Source organism: Ruegeria sp. HKCCA0235A (genome assembly GCF_013033235.1).
Lineage (GTDB): Bacteria > Pseudomonadota > Alphaproteobacteria > Rhodobacterales > Rhodobacteraceae > Ruegeria.
Genome location: NZ_WQDQ01000015.1, coordinates 1 through 17,652, shown reverse-complemented (window position 1 = coordinate 17,652; position 17,652 = coordinate 1). Strand labels below are relative to the sequence as shown.

General features: G+C 53.7%; 17 protein-coding genes. 12 read left to right on the top strand and 5 right to left on the bottom strand.

What is annotated here, in order from left to right; all coding sequences use genetic code 11:
• Position 1: 1 nt before the first annotated feature.
• Positions 2 to 1,525, top strand: coding sequence for a sulfatase-like hydrolase/transferase (locus GOW56_RS19850; RefSeq protein ID WP_171169406.1), 1,524 nt, complete (start codon positions 2 to 4; stop codon positions 1,523 to 1,525).
• Positions 1,526 to 1,726: 201 nt separating this feature from the next.
• Here GOW56_RS19850 and GOW56_RS19845 read toward each other — a convergent pair whose 3' ends face one another.
• A complete protein-coding gene (locus tag GOW56_RS19845; RefSeq protein ID WP_171206963.1) occupies positions 1,727 to 2,593 on the bottom strand; it encodes an NAD(P)-dependent oxidoreductase in 867 nt (288 codons plus the stop codon).
• A gap of 102 nt (positions 2,594 to 2,695) precedes the next feature.
• On the opposite strand from GOW56_RS19845, the gene GOW56_RS19840 reads away from it, so the two are divergent.
• The 4 genes from GOW56_RS19840 (at position 2,696) to GOW56_RS19830 (ending at position 5,585) form a co-directional block, all read left to right on the top strand.
• Positions 2,696 to 3,274 carry a LysR family transcriptional regulator gene (locus GOW56_RS19840; protein ID WP_217358846.1) on the top strand — a complete coding sequence of 193 codons (579 nt, stop codon included), beginning with the start codon at positions 2,696 to 2,698 and terminating at the stop codon, positions 3,272 to 3,274.
• A 78-nt stretch (positions 3,275 to 3,352) separates the two neighbouring features.
• Positions 3,353 to 3,613 (top strand): hypothetical protein, encoded by a 261-nt coding sequence (locus tag GOW56_RS19835; RefSeq protein ID WP_217358845.1) that lies wholly within the window; start codon positions 3,353 to 3,355, stop codon positions 3,611 to 3,613.
• Positions 3,614 to 3,841: 228 nt separating this feature from the next.
• Entirely contained in the window at positions 3,842 to 4,354 is a 513-nt protein-coding gene (locus GOW56_RS21920) for an adenylate/guanylate cyclase domain-containing protein (RefSeq protein ID WP_371807923.1), read from the top strand.
• Between the two features lie 58 nt (positions 4,355 to 4,412).
• Positions 4,413 to 5,585: a hypothetical protein gene (locus GOW56_RS19830; protein WP_254447266.1), complete on the top strand. Its 1,173-nt coding sequence runs from the start codon at positions 4,413 to 4,415 to the stop codon at positions 5,583 to 5,585.
• A gap of 149 nt (positions 5,586 to 5,734) precedes the next feature.
• On the opposite strand, the gene GOW56_RS19825 is transcribed toward GOW56_RS19830, so the two are convergent.
• Positions 5,735 to 6,475 (bottom strand): hypothetical protein, encoded by a 741-nt coding sequence (locus GOW56_RS19825; RefSeq protein ID WP_171117769.1) that lies wholly within the window; start codon positions 6,473 to 6,475, stop codon positions 5,735 to 5,737.
• Positions 6,476 to 6,954: 479 nt separating this feature from the next.
• A complete protein-coding gene (locus GOW56_RS19820; RefSeq protein WP_171206959.1) occupies positions 6,955 to 7,980 on the bottom strand; it encodes an AraC family transcriptional regulator in 1,026 nt (341 codons plus the stop codon).
• A 182-nt stretch (positions 7,981 to 8,162) separates the two neighbouring features.
• On the opposite strand from GOW56_RS19820, the gene GOW56_RS19815 reads away from it, so the two are divergent.
• The 7 genes from GOW56_RS19815 to GOW56_RS19785 all read left to right on the top strand — a co-directional run bounded on the left by GOW56_RS19815 (position 8,163) and on the right by GOW56_RS19785 (position 16,479).
• Positions 8,163 to 9,524, top strand: coding sequence for an amidohydrolase family protein (locus GOW56_RS19815; RefSeq protein WP_171206958.1), 1,362 nt, complete (start codon positions 8,163 to 8,165; stop codon positions 9,522 to 9,524).
• Between the two features lie 69 nt (positions 9,525 to 9,593).
• Entirely contained in the window at positions 9,594 to 10,985 is a 1,392-nt protein-coding gene (locus GOW56_RS19810; RefSeq protein WP_171206957.1) for an amidohydrolase family protein, read from the top strand.
• Between the two features lie 64 nt (positions 10,986 to 11,049).
• Positions 11,050 to 11,448 (top strand): hypothetical protein, encoded by a 399-nt coding sequence (locus tag GOW56_RS19805; RefSeq protein WP_171206956.1) that lies wholly within the window; start codon positions 11,050 to 11,052, stop codon positions 11,446 to 11,448.
• 24 nt (positions 11,449 to 11,472) lie between these two features.
• Positions 11,473 to 11,853, top strand: coding sequence for a hypothetical protein (locus GOW56_RS19800; protein WP_171206955.1), 381 nt, complete (start codon positions 11,473 to 11,475; stop codon positions 11,851 to 11,853).
• Positions 11,854 to 11,965: 112 nt separating this feature from the next.
• Positions 11,966 to 12,811 (top strand): efflux RND transporter periplasmic adaptor subunit, encoded by an 846-nt coding sequence (locus GOW56_RS19795; protein WP_171206954.1) that lies wholly within the window; start codon positions 11,966 to 11,968, stop codon positions 12,809 to 12,811.
• Positions 12,733 to 13,626: a DUF3299 domain-containing protein gene (locus GOW56_RS22140; protein ID WP_171206953.1), complete on the top strand. Its 894-nt coding sequence runs from the start codon at positions 12,733 to 12,735 to the stop codon at positions 13,624 to 13,626. Before GOW56_RS19795 ends, GOW56_RS22140 begins: the two co-directional genes overlap by 79 nt.
• A 108-nt stretch (positions 13,627 to 13,734) precedes the next feature.
• Entirely contained in the window at positions 13,735 to 16,479 is a 2,745-nt protein-coding gene (locus GOW56_RS19785) for an AsmA family protein (protein ID WP_171206952.1), read from the top strand.
• A gap of 10 nt (positions 16,480 to 16,489) precedes the next feature.
• Here GOW56_RS19785 and GOW56_RS19780 read toward each other — a convergent pair whose 3' ends face one another.
• Positions 16,490 to 16,834 carry a hypothetical protein gene (locus tag GOW56_RS19780; RefSeq protein WP_254447265.1) on the bottom strand — a complete coding sequence of 115 codons (345 nt, stop codon included), beginning with the start codon at positions 16,832 to 16,834 and terminating at the stop codon, positions 16,490 to 16,492.
• A 612-nt stretch (positions 16,835 to 17,446) separates the two neighbouring features.
• On the bottom strand, positions 17,447 to 17,652 hold a 206-nt coding region (locus GOW56_RS21910; RefSeq protein WP_254447264.1), incomplete at its 5' end, for a transposase.

Below are 17,652 nucleotides of genomic sequence, written 5' to 3'. Positions count from 1 at the left end.
GATGAGCCGTCCCAACATCCTTTTGATTTCGGCAGACCAGCACCGTGCGGATTGTTTTGGCTTCATGGGGCGAAAGGTGAAGACGCCTCATCTGGATCAACTGGCCGCAGACGGCACACATTTCACATCTTGCATCACGCCTTCTGTGGTCTGTCAGCCAGCGCGGGCCTCAATCCTAACAGGGCAGCTCTGCCGCACACATGGGGTGCACGACAACGGTATCGACCTCGATCCTGAAGTTGGCGGTAAGGGCTGGGCTGGAGCTATGGCTGCGGCCGGCTATCAGACCAGTTTCTTCGGAAAGGCACACTTTTCTACCTACCACACTTACGAGCCCACCGGCACGCCCGAATGCCTTCAATCTGGCGCTGATTATGGTGCGGATTGGAACGGACCCTATATGGGATTTCAGCATCTTGAGTTGATGTTGGTCGGGCACAATTGGTGGGCACCAGTGAAGCCACCATTGGGTCAGCATTATGAGCGATTTTACCACGCCGATGGGCGCGGGGATGAACGCACAAATTTGATGTGGGAAAACGCAGGTGACACCAAGGATGCCGCGCAGACGTGGCATTCCAAGCTGCCCACCGCGTTTCACAATACGAGCTGGACGTCGGATCGGTTTATCGAGTGGCTGAAACATGGGCGCGATGAAGAAAAGCCATTCTGCACATGGGTGAGTTTTCCCGATCCGCACCACCCTTTTGATTGTCCCGAACCTTGGTCGTGGCTGCACAAACCGGAAGATGTGGACCTACCACCCAACCGCACCCGTAGTTTTCAGGGTAAGCCGTGGTGGCATAACGCGGCGATGGAGAATGAACCGGCAGACCCTAAATTTGCAGATGTGCGCAAGGCTTACAGCCGGATTGCGCCCCAAACAGATGAGCAACTACGCGAGATTATTGCTAATACCTATGGCCAGATCGCCTATATTGACCATGAAGTCGGACGCATGCTTATTGCCCTCCAACAAGCGGGTTTGGGTGAGAATACAATAGTGATTTACATCTCTGATCATGGTGATTGGCTAGGTGATCATGGGCTTATCCTTAAGGGCCCGATGCACTATGAGGGTTTGCTAAGAGTGCCAATGATTGTGCGCGGCCCAGGTATCCCTGCTGGTAAAGCCGTGGACGAGCCAGTCTCAACACTCGATCTGGGGCCGACCTTTTTGGACTATGGGCAGGCGAAACCGTTGCAAACACAGCATGGCACGAGTCTACGTGAGGTCTGGGAGACCGACGGTGGTCGCGACTTTGCACTTAACGAGTGGGGCCTACTGCCTGGGCGCGTAGGTGTCGCTTTGGAATTGCGTACGGTTCGTACGAAAACACACAAGATGACTTTGGAACTAAACTCTGGCGCGGGCGAAATGTACGACCTGGTTGCGGATCCGTTTGAACAAACTAATCTGTTTGACGATCCGGCGTGTCGTGAAATCAAAGATAAGCTCAAAGGCTATATTGCAACGCGGCCAAATGACACCGTCTCGGATCGACAACCAGTGGGAACCGCATAAACTGGCATAATATTCTGAATCGAGAGGTACTAGTCGAACCACTTCTCTAGGCTCAATTTTGCCGTTCTATGCGGTTAACATAGTAGGCCGTTCGCAGCCCAAACCGGACATTGGCGACGAAACTTCGCAGTCCCATGTACGCAACTTTGCAGCCGATTGTTTGTCAAGTCGAATGGCCATTTTGACAGTAAGCGTTCGATATCAACAGGCTTCCGTCATGTGCTTGACCAAAGAGGTTAATTGTTTGTCTCCATATCCATCCTCCCACGCCGCTTTTGTGCGGTCATGCATAATTCGGATAAAGTCAGCCGGTGCATTCAGAGAAACGCACGTCTTTAGAGCGTCCTCCTGGGCCAATGCGTAGACTTTCAACGAGGCTTCAGCGTCGTCATAGTCCTCGGTCGGAACAGTTCGGGCAAAGAGATCGTAATAGTCATTTACCAATTTGATCGTGGCAGGGAGTTGATCGGCATAGACCTGCATCGGAACACCTGCTTTCTGGCAAACCAGTGCGCCGTATATCATCCCAAACATGAACCCCTGCCGGACAGTGAAGAGACCGGCAAAAAGTGCTGCAAGAGCTGCGGGTTTCTCACCGATCTGAGCGGATTTTCCCCCCAGAGACCTTATCACTTCGCCGTAGCGATCCCAGGTTCCGGCACTGCCCACGGTGAGGATAGTGGTGTCGCTGCTACCGATGCCTGAAGGGTAGGCATTGATCATGCCCAACATGTAGTCTGCGTTTTTTTCGCTGAGAAATGAGACTAGTGTATCGGCATCGGACGTATCGCCGGTGCTCATGTCGCAGATTGTTTTTCCCTTCAAGGAAACACTTAGCCCGCTGACCAAATCGAAGGTTTCCTTGTGGCTTTTGATACAGACGATGATGAAATCAGACGCCGCAACAGCATCTTCTAGCGATGCGCAAATAACTGCACCTGCACTTTCAAACGATCTGGTCTTTTTAGGTGTCCGATTCCAGACGCAGACGCTGTAACCTGCTTTGAGCAGGCAATGCGCCAGCGCCGAACCCATGTTGCCCAATCCGAGTACCGCAAGCGTTGCCATGGTTCCCTCCCGTTCTGGTCATTGGTGTTTCACGTCAACATGCGTGAGAATTGAGAAATCGCGTAGTTGTAAATTTTTCTGTATTGTAAGATTTTCTGACTTATGGATTGGCACGCGTTACCCTCGTTGACGTCTCTCAGAGCCTTTGCCGCCGCCGCAGAGTTTAGAAACTTGACCCGCGCGGCAGCGGCACTGAATGTGACCCACTCCGCGGTCAGCCAACAAATCCGAGGACTGGAGCAGCATCTGGGAACCCAGCTTGTTTCTCGGACGCGACACGGTATCGCTCTGACCGCACAGGGGGAATTCTTAGCGGCGGGTTTACATGAAGCATTCGCCTCAATGGCGTCCCTGACTGAGAGCATATCAAGTGCAGAGGCGGTTCGCCCGCTGGTGGTCAGTGCCACACCGATGTTTTCAAGCGCATTCCTTATGCCGCGTCTATCGACGTTTGTTCAGGAGTTTCCGGATATCGAGCTTCGGATAGACTCAACAATCCAGGCAGTCGACCTCAAACCAGGGGGCATTGACATAGCCATTCGATACGGCACCGGGCGTTGGTCGGGACTGGTCTCGCAAATGTTGCTACCTGGCTGTCTGACTGTGGTCGCTGCAAGAGAATTGATTGGGGAGCGAGTGCTCAAAGACCCAATTGAATTGCTCGACTTTACTCTTCTTTAGGAACAGGCTTCGGTCGAATTTGACCTGTGGTTGGAAAAGGTTGGAGTACCACCCGATGACGATAGGAGAGTTGTTCGCTTGCCGGGCAACATGCTGCTTGATGGAATCCGCCGGGGTGATGGTGTCGGGGCGACCGTTCCGGCATTCATCTCTGATGAATTGAAGTCTGGAGATCTCGTGGCGCTATTCGATGATCCAATCCCGCAGATCGGATATCACCTCGTCACGCTGCCTGGACCAGTTCGCCCAGCGGCAAAAGTGTTTCAGAAGTGGCTTTCGAACTCAATTACCGAATATGAGAAAAGCCTTTTCAGATGGACGCCGGCTCACTTGATATAACCGTTGTTGGTGTTCAACTCGAATGGATAGCAACAACCCAAAGCGGCCATGAAGTTTCGCAAGATGAGGACAAAAAAGGCCGTTTGCCCACTGAGCTGATAAAGCAGACGTATCGCAGCACTTTCCAAAGCTGAAACAGCTTTCAGGCAAGATCAGACACCGCCCCTGTTCACTTTCGCATAGTCTAAACACTTAGCGACCAGTATGAAACAGAAAGGAGGACAATACGTGGAGCGAAAGCTGGCGGCCATCCTGATTGCTGACCTTGTCGGCTTTACCGCCCGGATGGAGCGGGACGAAAAAGGCACGCTCGAAGTCCTTTCAGCGTACATTGACGAAACCGCTGTTCCGCTTGTCGGTCGACATTACGGTCGCATCGTCAAACAGATGGGTGACGGTCTGCTCGCCAGTTTCGACAGCGCTGTCGATGCCGTTTCCTGCGCGGTTGAATGGCAAAATTCGCCGGTGGTGGGCTCCGACCCGCTTCGCTTTCGCATCGGCGTCACTCTTGGCGACATCATCATGCGCGACGGCGATGTTTTTGGGTCCGGTGTGAACCTTGCGTCCAGGTTGGAGCAGCTTGCCCCGCCCGGCGGTGTGTTGGTGTCGGACGCTGTTTTACCGTGTGGTCGGGAACCGTATATCGGTTGCCTGGGAGGATGCTGGTCAGCACACGGTAAAGAACGTTGCCGAACCGGTACATGCTTGGCGCATTGGCGGGTCAAGCGCAGTATGCGGTGAACCGCCTCGGCCTGAAGCCTCAGGAAAAGCCACTATTGCGGTCTTGCCTCTACACAACATGAGCGATGACCCCGAGCAGGCATTCTTTAGCGATGGGATTGCGGAAGACATTATTGTGGGCTTATCGCGTTTTCGGACGCTTAAGGTTGTTTCCAGAAACGCGTCATTCAGGTTCCGAACACAAGACACAGATCCGGCTAAAATCGCGGAGGCGCTCGGCGCAGATTACCTGGTTGAAGGCAGCGTGCGGAAGGCTGGCAGCCGCGTGAGGATCTCGGTACAGCTCGCTGACGCCCGTACAGGTACTCAACTCTGGTCGGATCGATACGACCACGAACTGGAGGACGTTCTGGCGGTACAAGACGAGGTGGCCCGAAATATCGTCGCAGTGTTGCCAGGCAGGGTCCAGCACGATGTCGTCGACCGTTCGACACAGAAACCAACGGATCAGATGAAGGCCTATGATCTGATGCTCAAGGGCAAGGCACTACGCGACGGCTTGAACGCACGAGATACGGCCAAGGCGAGAGCGTTGTTGGAACGAGCGGTCGCGCTCGATCCGACCATCGCGCGATCTTACATGTATCTTTCGGACACATATGTCATAGACTTGTGGCTTGGTCTGGCGGACGCTGACGCACCGGCCCACACGTTGAAGATCGCCCGAAAGGGCGTGGCACTGGATAACCGGGACGTCTACATTCAGGACCAGCTTGGGTTTGCTTATCTCTGCGCCGGACTGTGGAGCGAGGCCGAAGCGCAATTCAACAAGACACTTTCCATGATAGAAAGCGAGGCGGAGTCGATGGCTTGGTGCGGCTATGCTTTCCTACTGCTGGGCCAGCACGAAAAGGCGCGCGAAGTAGTTTCAGAGGCTATGGGGTTGGATCCGCTGCATCCGCCTGCCATCGACTGGATTATGGGGCAGGTTGAATTTTTCAACGGCAACTATGAAGCAGTGCTTAATTTTCTAATGGGAGCAGCGCGGCTTAACTCGCTGGCCACTGCCTTTGTCGCTGCGTCTTACGCGCGGCTCGGACGAGAGCGAGACGCCTCCGACGCGTTGCGAGAATTTGTCACCGAACGTCACGATGAGTTCACAAGTCGAGGTATTGTGGTTGAGGATGAGACGGTAGATAGCCTTGCCCGCGGGTTTCGGTCTATGTGGCGGCGACAGGATGATTTTGAACGTCTTGCCGATGGGCTACGGGCGTCAGGTTTGACCGGCTGACACCGACATTAACTCGTTTGTCCAAACAGCGCGGCCTCAATTACGCGTTTCTCTGCGCTGTGTATTTTCGGCGGCGCGAACCCAAAGCGGACATGCACAGTTAGACTTTGCAGTTTCCAAGACGCCAAAGAGCGAACTTTTGCACGAGGCTACACCCGATACCAGTTTTCAACGTCTCGGGTAGCTTCCTCGACTGTAAAAGCAGCCTCTACCTCTGCGATTACACACCGTACTTCATCCGGGCTTGCATTGAGCTCTAAAACATTCGCCCCCAGATCATGGGCTGACCCGGCATTTGAATAAATCGTATCGACCCCAATTCTGATGGCGTTTCGGTGTTGCAGTAGGTGCTCAAAAAACCGCACATAAATCATCTCCTCGTACGGAGAATGACTGTCCGCCTCAGAGATCAAACCCAATTCTGCGGCCTTGGCACAGGTCAAACGCCAGGCCAGTTCCATTGTCGATGGAGGCGCATCTCTGGCCTCATCGGGATGTTTTGGGTTCGCAAACGTAGACCTTCGGATGGCTTCGAGATTGGCACGCAAGCTCTTTGTAGGAACAGGATAGATGAATGTGGTTTCCTCGGATGCTAAGGCTGGTTCAACCTGATCCGGCTGCGCCTGGATGAACTCGGAAAACCTGTTTCCGATGATAGGGACTTCACCGACAATCATGTCTGTGGGATTGGTAGTCTCTGTCAGCCATCGCGCCAGGGCTCTCCGGCCCCACAATCCGGCTGCCTTGCGGATCAACGGATGAGTTCCATCTGAAACATCTGGATACTTTGCGAGTATGTCTTCGGTCTGAAACGCCGCGAGTCCTTTATCCCACCGCATGATATGTACGCGACGTCCCAAGGAGACCGAAATGGATAGTTGCTGGCGCAACAGAAATGACTTTCCAGACGCCGGTAATCCAGTGAAGAAAACCATGCGGCAATGGCGTGCAGCGTCGGCGAGGTGTGTTCCAATCTCGGTTTCCGCAAAACTGTCGATAGAAATTGCGTATCTCCTAATTTGGTGTCAGCCGCAGACCGGAGCGGCGAGCGTTCACCACCTCCAAGATTGTTACCCAAGAAATCCAGCGATTTCACAGATGAATTGTCAACCTAAATTGCCCTAAAGCCCAGTTTGAGAGCTTCCCATTGCAGATAGATGCTTCAGCGCTCGCAGCCCGAACCGGACATTCAAAACAAGACTTTGCAATTCTAGTTTTTAGCGGAACCGGACAGGAGTGAATGGTGTTGCAGGCGCTCGACCAGATTTTCACAACGTGCGCGAAACTTGGGATATATTCGGCTAGCGTTCACATCCTATGCCCGAAGAAACGACGGCGAGCAGCATGCGACCGCACTGGCGCAGGTATTTCAGCCCCGTTCTTTTACCGTTTTCTTAAAATCCGACGGCGACATTCCAGACCATTTTCGGAAGGCCCTCGAAAACGCGGTGGAGTCTGCGTAACCAAGCCGCAGTGCGGTCTCACCAACGGACTTCTCTGCCGGACCCAGCAGCTTCTTTGCTTCTTCCAGTTTGACGCCAGATATGACCTGAGAGGCTGATTGCCCGTAAGAGGCCAGCCGATTGTTCAATGTCTCCCGGTGGAAACCACATAGGCGTGCCAGTTCGTCTACACCAAATCCCGGCTCGCCGAGGTGAGTTCGGATCAGGCTCTGAAGCCCGGCCAGGAAATCTTGCGGTGCCGCAAAGTCAGGGTCAGTGACAGGAAGGTCTGACGGGTTCTCCAATATTTCCGGGATCAATTGATGGCTCAGCCAGGGTGAAGGAAACCGGATCGAAAAGCCCTGAGGGCTACACTTGATGGCTTGGACACCATGAAAATGCTTGGGCAGCACGTCAGGTTCGCTGACCCGTAAGATGATCTGGCTCGGGTCCCACCTAAAATCCAGAACCCGGTGCAGTAATGATATCCAGATGCTCGCCAGAAATGCGTCGGTCTGTCCCGGCGAAACTGAAAACTTGAAATTCCGCTTGGCACTGAAATAAGCGTGCTCGCCTTCCACAAGCATAGACTGTGTGACCGCGTTGGATTCTTTCGAGACGGCTTGAGTGTAGCGCGTAAAGAAGTCACCTAGCGTCAACGCCTCGGCCAATATGTCACCAAGCGGCAAAAACCTAACAAGGTCGATTGATTGACCAACTTGCGCGCAGAAGTCCGGCGATGTTGCATCAGCAGCGGCTTGATGGATTTTATAAATCGTCTCGTGTGGCAGGAAGTTTTGGCGATCCATCACCTGAGCTTCGCTCACGCCCAGAGGGTCCAGAACAACAGCCGGTTCAACACCGGCACCACGCAAAGCAGCTACGACGGGTGCAGCAACCGATGCCCGAACCAGCGGCAAGGCCTTCTTTGTGTTTTGCTCAAATACGCCCATGTCGCCCTCAAATATCATGAAGGTAACGACAGAAAGACAGAAAACACACAAAAAGGCGCCAAAAGCATGCAGAATGCCAAATCAATTTGGCGCAGCCCGCCATACTGTCAGGCAAAATCCGGCAATCACTCTAAAATCATATTCAGAAACATACATCTGTGATTCGTATTTGGAGGGCCTCAATGACACCGAAACTCAAACACCTGGTGGCCACGACAGCCTTTTCTGCAAGCCTGGTAATCGCGGGCCAAGGTTTTGCGCAGGAAGAAAGCTTTCCGATCCTATTTACCAACGTGCACGTGTTTAACGGTGTCGATGAACAGCGAATTGAGAACGCAAACGTTCTGGTCGTGGACAACCTGATCGCAGACGTATCAGCGGAACCACTGGCCGTCGCCAATGCACAGATCATTGACGGTGGTGGTCGAACCCTGATGCCGGGCCTGATCGACGCACATGTACATATGACGGTCACCGAACCGGTGGCGGACCTGCGCGATAACTTCGACTGGATGTACTGGGGTGCAGTCTCCACGATTGAGGCCGAGAAAATGCTCTTGCGTGGTTTCACAACCGTTCGGGACGCGGGCGGCCCGGCAATTGGTCTTCAAAAAGCGATTGATCGGGGTAAGGCCGTTGGCCCGCGTATCTACGCCTCTGGGCCAGTAATCTCGCAAACCTCAGGGCATGGAGAGCATCGCGTCTACACCGAGCCCCATCCCAATTTCATGGGGGCGCAACCATCTTTCTTTAACCAGCATCTGGAGTTTCTGGCCGACGGCGTGCCGGAAGCACTGCGCGCGACCCGCGAAGCCCTGCGCCTTGGCGCTGTCCAGATCAAAGTCATGGCTGGCGGTGGGGTATCCTCTCAGGTTGATCCCCTACACACCGTTCAAGGTCTGCCGGAAGAGCTTGAGGCGTCTGTCCGGGCCGCTGCCGATTGGGGAACCTATGTGATGGTTCACGCCTATACGGACGAATCTATTGTTCGCTCAATTGAGGCAGGTGTGATCAGCATTGAACATGGACAACTGATGACCGAAGTCGGTGCGCAAGCGATCAAAGACGCGGATGCCTGGATCGTTCCGTTCTATTCTCTTCTGGGGATCGACGAGCAAACCATTGTTACTGCACTTGGGCCTGGGTCCGCCGAAAAGTTCCTCAGCGTGCAAGCGGGTGCGCGAAAGCAGATGCAGTTGATCAAAGATTTCGGGATCGAGAATGTGGCTTTCTCCACCGACATTATCGGCGATCCCGTCGCGCTGACCAAGCAAAACGATGAATTCAAATACCGGCTGGAGGCGTGGACTTCGCACGAAATCCTGCAACAGGCGACGTCAAAATCGGCCGCACTTCTGGCACTGTCAGGAAAACTCAATCCCTACACAGCAGGCCCGCTGGGCGTGATCGAACAAGGCGCATATGCCGATCTACTGCTTGTTGAAGGAAACCCGGTCGAGGATGCCGGGATACTGGTCGACTACACCAACAACATCGACCTGATCATGAAAGATGGCGTGATCTACAAGAATACACTCGATTGAGTGTCGCGCGGGGTGAATTTACCTCGGCATCCCGCGCCCCCTTAGTTTGACAAATGGGAGTACTGACACGTGAAAACACTGGCCTCACTGACAGCAATCGCTGGATTTGTTTCCTTGGCAGCAAGCGGTGCGTTGGCGCAGGACGCGCTCCCGCAAACCTTGTTCACCAATGTGCATATCTTTGACGGAATTAGTGAAGAGCGGATCGAAAACGCGAATGTTCTGGTTGAAGGCAATCTCATAAAGACAGTCTCGACCGACGGTATTGATGCGCCCGACGCAACGCTTGTTGACGGGGGTGGTCGCACGCTGATGCCAGGGTTGATTGACAGTCACGTGCATCTCTACGCGACAGGGCTCGTGCAATCCTTCTCGGGTCTTCAGGCCGCCAAATGGGATCAGATCGGGGCCACCGCGGCTGAAAATGCCCGCGACTATCTCTACGACGGTTACACCACGGTGCGGGATACCGGCGGAATGGGATCAGGTCTGCGTGAACTGATCGACAAGGGGATTGTAGACGGGCCACGCATCTATGCGTCAGGTGCGGCCATCGGCCCGACATCCGGGCATGGCGACTGGCGAAACCCCGAGCAGCGAACCTTCAACATGGGATCGGACGACGTCGCCAATACGTTCAACCTGTCTTATATTGCTGATGGTCCCGAGGAAATCCGGAAGGCATCGCGGCTTAACTTCGCGCACGGGGCGAGTTTCCTGAAACTGATGGCCGGTGGCGGCGTGTCATCCGAACTCGATCCGCTTTGGTCCGTTGCCTACAACGTTGATGAGATTGCGACAGCCGTTGAGGCTGCGTCCTTCTTTGATACCTATGTGACAGTCCATGCCTATACGGACGAAACGGTCTCAATGGCTCTCGACGCAGGCGTCAAGTCACTGGAGCACGCTCAAATGGTGAGCGAGGAGACCGTCAAACGCATTGCGGATGAAGGTATCTTCTGGGCCTTGAATGTTGCAGGCATGGATCCCGCGCTGCTCGACCATCCGAATTTCTCGATGCCGACGGTGAAACCAAAACTGGAAGAATATCTGGTCGGGTCAGAAAACGTCATTGAGTACATCAAAAAATACAAGCCCAAGATCGTGCATAACGTCGACACCGTGCTGTCCACTATTGGGTTTGGCCGCGCACACCGGGACTTTGAGAAGCACTATTTCGCTGAATTGCTGGGGAACCACGCTTTCCTGGTCGCGGCCACATCAACAGGGGGTGAGTTGGCGCAACTGACAGGGCGGCGGAACCCCTATCCCAATAAGCTGGGTGTGATCGAAGAAGGGGCCTATGCAGACATCCTGATCGTCGACGGAAACCCGCTGGAGGACCTATCGGTTCTTGGAGCAAATCCGAAGTGGTTTGATGCACCTGCGCGTGATCGAGGGTTCGAGACCATTCGCGTGATCATGAAAGACGGCGTCTTCTACAAGAATACACTCGAATGAGCAGAGTATGCGGAAAATTGACCCCTGCGCCTTGCGCCGTCGATCCTGAACAGGGGAGCGATCAATGAACAAGGCAATCGCAGTAACTCTTTGCGCAGTTGGGATTGGTTTTTCCGGAGCAGCGGCGGAGGAGTCTCATAGCCGATACTACCTGGGGATCGGGGAACCAAACCCCGATGCCTGGCAAATCATGATCGACAATCCGACCGACCGGGAAAAGGACATGGGCGCTGCCCTCGCCGCAATGGGCGGTGAGATGATCAGTTATTTCTGGGGACTGGCCGATGGCAAGAACTACATCACCGTCCGCTTCCCGGACGATCCGGGCATGGTGCAGGCCATGTATATTTCGCGTCTGAGCCAGGGGGTTCTGAAAGACTACACCTTCATCGAACTGATGACGAGCGCGGACATGGTCGAAGCCCTGAAGCGCGTGCCGGAATTTTCAACGCCGGTCGAATGAAGTTGGGAAGCAAAGGAACAATCTATGAAGATCGTGTACGGAATTCTCGCAGCCTTATCAGTTGTGTTTTTCATCCTTGGAAGCAGCGATGCTTATGCCAAAGACAACAAGGGTAAGAAGCCGAACAAGGGCGGCAAGAACGACGATGTCAGCATTCAGATCGAAGATAAACCCGGCAAAGGCCCAAAGGCTGTGCCACCAGGTCAAATCAAACGCTACACGCGCGGTGCCAAGCTCCCATCTGACCTAGAGTTCGAGGAAATCGGGGATCTTTCCAAATGGAAGCTGAAGGAGCCGGGCAATGGAAACCGCTACATTCAGGTCGATGGTGAAGTCCTCGAAGTTACGAATGACCTGTCTACCGTTGTTGATGCTGTCGGCATCGTTGGTGATCTTCTCAACTAGACGAAAGTACGATGTTTCAGGGCAAGAACTACCTCGTGTGTCCTGACGCTGGCCGGGGCGATCATATTGTGAACCCCGGCCCAAGTTCAAAACCTGTATCTTAGGCGCTACGATGATAAAGGCCGTTCTTGTCCTTTTTGCGCTTGCTACCCTTTCGACAGCAGGCGTCACACTCGCGCAGGACTCCGGAGCAACAGACGCCCCGCAAACAATACGCTTTGAGGGTTATGTACAGCCAAGTCGCGAAGCAGAGCTGTCGCCACTGGTCGACAATGTGGTCACCCGAATTACGTTTCACGCGGGCCAATATGTTCAGCAGGGCGACCTTCTGTTCGAGTTTGGCAAGAAGGGCCCCTTCATCGAAATGCGGCTAAGCGAAACAGCTGTGAAGGATGCGACAGCCCAACTCAGGCTCGCCGACGCTGAATTGGCCCGAAAAAAGGAACTCTACCTGAAAGAGCTGATACCGGAAGCGGAGTTGCAGCTTTCCCAGGTGAACCGCGATCTTGCTGAAATCGCAGCTGAACGGGCGGGCCTCGCTTATGAAGGGGCACAGCTCGAGTATAGCTTCACCGAATTACATGCGCCGTTTTCGGGGATTATTAGCCAACCGCATGTCAAGCAGTACCAGTATCTGAGCACAGAACGACGGGGGGACGAAACGCTGGCGATCCTGTTAGACATCGACCCTGTCTACGTTGTCGTCAAAGTGCCCTACGAGGAATTCATCAAACGGCGTCAGATATTTGATTCAGATGTCGAGGCGTTTGAGGGGCTCAGCCTGTCCTTGCAGATGCCGGACGGACAGTTGCACCCCTACGAGGGCCGTTATTTCGGTGGGGCATTCAAGGTTAATCCCAAAACGCAGCTGATGGATGTGTGGGCCGAGTTCCCGAATCCAGAGTTGCTGCTTCGCCCAGGAGCAAAAGTCACAGTTATTTCGAGTCTGAGGAACTGAATGATGACCCGTCGAAGCCAGTGGCAACAAGCGCTGTTTTGCCGACAAGTGAGGAGCATATGACAATGCGTCTTTCCTTTGCAGTAATCGCCGCGTGCTTATTGGCATTGCCGGCTCATTCGGAAGTTGCACGTATCGAATGGGCAGACTTGGTCGATGAAACCGCTCAGGATTATGAAGATCCTTTCGTCGAGTTGACGGGCAAACAGCTTAACGCGCTTCGCAGATTGGTCCGGTTACGCGCGCAGCTAGAGAAAGGTGGATCGACGCCAGAGCTGTTGGATCAGATTAATTTGGATATCGAGGCGACTGAAACAACCCTTGCTGAGGAAGGCGTTGATGCAAATTGGCTGATTTCCCAACGCTGGGTTGTGATGGAAAGACGCGAGAAGGCGGGTATGGCCGCCAACGTCGACATCGATGGTGCAACCGTTTCGTTGGGCGGATTTGTGATCCCGGCACCCCGCGACGAAGATGGCTCCCAAATGGCATATATCGTGCCGGAACGTGGAATGTGCAGCCATGTGCCGCCTCCGCCTCCGAACCAGATGGTGCGTTTGCGCCTGAGTGATTCCTGGACGCCATCGACAGTTTACGAGCCCATCGTTGTAACCGGTCAAATCAGGATTGACCCGACGCAGAAGGAAATGCTGGTTGTTGATGGTCCTGTCCTCATGAAGGCTGCGTTCACTTTGGAGGTCGATGACGTTCAGACTTTTGAAACAATCCAGACTTCCGAAGAGGCTTCGACCAATAGGGCAAGCGTACTGATGGGAAGAATAAAAGCGACTGGCGGGGCTATCAAAGACGAATAATGACACAGCCCAACTGACCCGAATATGGTTCAGAAGGGGCGTTCAGTTAGGTGGGCCGAATATCTGCTTGTGAGAGACTGAACGGCGAAAGCGGCGATAGGGGAGCGCATGAGGGTTTGGCTATTTAGGGTAATTGGGCTTGTTGCACTTCTCGCTTTCGCAGCAGTTGCGTTTGTTTGGTTGTTGTTTGCTGCTCCGATGTTCTCGGACATGCGGCGCGACCTTGTGGAAAGAGTTCTTTCGGAACAAATTGGTCGGCCACTTTTGGTCAACGATGATGTAAGCGTCGCGCTTGGACGCATTAGTCGCATTTACGTCGGTGGGGTAGTCATCCCAAGCCAAACAATGCCGGAGTCACCTCTTGTAGAATTGAACCTACTGGAACTGGAGCTGGACATTGCCGCTTTGACCAACGGACGTCTGCATTTTGACAATCTCGTCGTGGAAGGCCTCCAAGCAAATCTTCTGACGGCCGCAGACGGCACCATAAGCTGGCAAAAAGACAGGCCAACACCCAAGCCCGTGTCCGAGGAAACAGTATCGGCGGATGATCAAAAAGACGTCGCGAGCGCTGATAGTATCGATGAGATCGACACCGGAAGCAGTGGAATTCTGAACTTCCTGAGCGACAAGAACGTCAGCTTCAGGTCAATCGGGTTAAACATCGACGACAAGGTCTCGGGCTTCTCCTTTGTGTTTGACCTTCAGGTCCTCGCGCTCGAACAAGTAGATAATGGACAAAGAACAAAGGTCTCTGGTTCCGGCTCCGTCAACGGTCAGGTTTTCGAAATCGAAGGCGACTACCCACACGCCGCACCGTTTACGACACGCGCCAGTTTTGGCGAAATGACCGTAAGCTACGATGGCGAGCCCTTCTCGGCAGACGAAGGGGGCGGCTATCGCGCAGTCTTGGAGATGGACACAGGTGAATTCGGTGATTTTCTGGACGTCATCGGGCTGGAACGCGTTCTGGAAGGCAATGGCCAGTTGCAGGCTGAGCTCGTGTCTCAGGACGCTCTGAAGATTGAGGCGTTTACAACAACTGTAAGCCTGGAAGATGGACAGAAACTCGAAGCTGAAGGTTCAATAGATGACCTCTACACCGCTCAGGGCGTCGATCTGCTTTTCAACGCGCGACTTCATCCCGAAGGACAGCCGCCACCAGCAGCAAAAAGTATCCAGGAATTGAAGTTCACGGGCTTTGAAATGCATATGGTCGGATCCCTGGCTTCCTTCGAATTCGAGAAGTTGCTGTTCCAAACCAATGCATTCGACCAAGGGCTGGACGTAATCGGTCCAGCCTCAATCGAAAGCATTCGCCGCATGCCGGACGGCCGGCTCGCCATGCTGGGCATCGCGCTGCAAGCCGGTCCAATTGAAGAGCCTGTCCTGAAAGCCGAAGGTAAAATCCTCGATCTGCTTCAGCTTCAGGACGTGACTTTCGATGGGGAGCTAAACGGGCCCGCCAAGTTGATTTTGCCCAACCTCGATGAAGACTACGTTGACCAGTTCGGCGGCATCAAAGCCGATTTCAACATATCCAACGCGGGTGGGCCGGTTTCACTCAACAGGTTTAACGCGACTGCTTACGACACCGATCTCTGGGCACTCGATCTCGCACTATCTGTCAACGAGCTAAAAGGGCTATCCGGTCTCGTTTTCGACGTTGAACTGGATGTCGACGACGGTGCCCAGTTTCTGACCGCGCTCAACTTGCAACCTGTCGAAATCGGAGCACTAGCTATCGATGCTGAAACCTCTAGGCAGGGCGAAGACTTTGATGCCGCAATCGAGTTCGAAGCCGGATCTTCGCATCTTCTTGCAGCATTGGATACAAAGTTTCCCGAAGGTGCACCCGTCGTCCGTGGTAACATCACAAGCGAAAAACTCGATCTCAACGACCTGAAGAACCTGACTGCCGTGTTGGACCAACTGAAAAGCTTGGTGGGCGAGGCCTCAAAAGAACCTGACGCCGAAGTTCAGCCCTTGGTTTTGCCGAAGGAGACAGATGTCCAGCCCCTGGTGTTGCCAAAGGAAAAAGGGAAACCTGCCGATCTTCTGGATGTGCAACGCGTGCTAACAGAAGCTGACGTCGAGGTACAAATCGAATTCAAAGAGATTTTAGGCCAACAAGGCGTAACATCTGTTTCCAGCCAAATGTCTGCCAAAGAAGGAACCGTGGATTTCGGACCTCTTCAGATGTCTTACGGCGGCGGAAACTTCAGCCTGCGGGCGGTCATGGACCTGATTGACTCACCTGATTGGCTTTCATTGTCAGGATCGACCTCAGGATGGGAATTTGGTGAAATCCTTGATGAATTGGGAATTGGAATTGGTGCCTATGGCCGTTTGAGCGGTGAGTTCAACGTTTCTGGCAATACTGCCTCGGGCAAGGCCTTCATCAACTCGATGCGCGGCAACGCGTCTTTGTCGATGTCGCAGGGCTATATCAGCACCAGCTTATTGGAACTGGCGGGGCTGGGCATTTTCCCCTGGCTGTTTTCAGAGGAGTTCAGAAAAGGCTACACCGACATAACTTGCGTCGTTGCCCCGGTTGATATCCAGGCCGGACAAGTCAGTTCAAATTCCATCGTAATAGAAACAGGATCGGTTCAATTGGTTGCAAGGGGGCAAGTGGATTGGCTGAATGATACGATAGCAATAAGAGCGGAGCCGCGGCGCGTTGGCAAACCCCTATCCCGAAGCGCCTGGCCCTTTGATGTGACTGGCCAGCTTTCGTCGCCAAAGTTCAAGCTTGATGTGGGCGGGTCCAGAAACAAGGCCCCTGAAGGCGCTGATGCTATGCCTGCCAACAGGCAACCCTGCGTGCCAGACATCGATCAATTGCAGTAATCGGACGCACCTAGTTCTTCAGTGGTTCCGGCTGTTCGGCCTGACACGCCAGAACCGCTTCAATTGCTTTTGCAGACCCGCTGAGATCTAGTTCAACCTCAGCCCCGCTTTCACCAATAATCGTGACACTTTGGCGTCTTCCAAACTCGGTTACAAAAGCCGGGTTGTCGAAAAAGGCGTAGCCACCAGGTACGCCATTCTTGAAGACACCCACCGCTTCGCCTTCAAACTTCGCATCACCAAAATCGAACTGTACGACCCCGGTCGCCCCATCCTCGACTTGAACCCAGGCCGGATTAAAAGCGGCAAAAAAGCCGCCGGCCTGATTGGGTGCTGCGCCGATTTCAACGGTCATGTCATTTTCAAAGGGCTTCCACGCGAGACAGCCGTTTCCCTTTTCGGGATCAATCAGAATTGTCCAGTCCCCGGATTCACCCCACCGCTCCATACCGGCGGCATGAAGTAAGCTTGCACAACACAAAGCCAGTATTGTCAGCACATACCTATACATTTTTGACCCCGGATTAGTTTTGAAGGTTTTCCCATCCTACCGATCAAGGAAGATCAATCAAACGATACAAAAGAAGCTTCCTCAGGACACAAGTTGTCGGGGCGCAACCGTGAAGTCTAGTTCCTGCTCATAGCCGCATACGCCGCTATTAGTAAGAATGCCCGGTTTGAGCCGTCTGCTGTGCTTTGCAAAGTCCACTTTCTGCGCATTTTAGCCATTCGCTGCACTCGGTACTGCAAAGGCAGCGAACTCCTCCCCTGGCGTTACGCTGCTCAAGCAGCGTAACAGGAGCAGTCGCGCAGTGACAGGTCGTTTTCAACGGACGGGCACGGTTACACAAAGTTGTTTGTAGTTCTTTGCCACTAAATTATTGCCCCCTTTAAGACAGAAAAACCGGGGCAGGACTCCGGCTCCTATCGTCATACTGTCCTGTAAATTAGTCGCGAGCTTGATCTATCACCCGCTTGATAGCAGGGCTAGACTGACCTGGGATGGATATGACCATGTTGCACTGAGCAGCCTCATCTGACTGGTCCAAATTGATTGTTGGTGCATTGTCGGCCTGCGATCCATTGGTATGATGGCTTCGGGCGCTGGCGGGCGATAGCCCAGTGCACTGTGGGGCCGCTTTGTGTTGTAGTGTCTCCTCCATTGTTCGATCA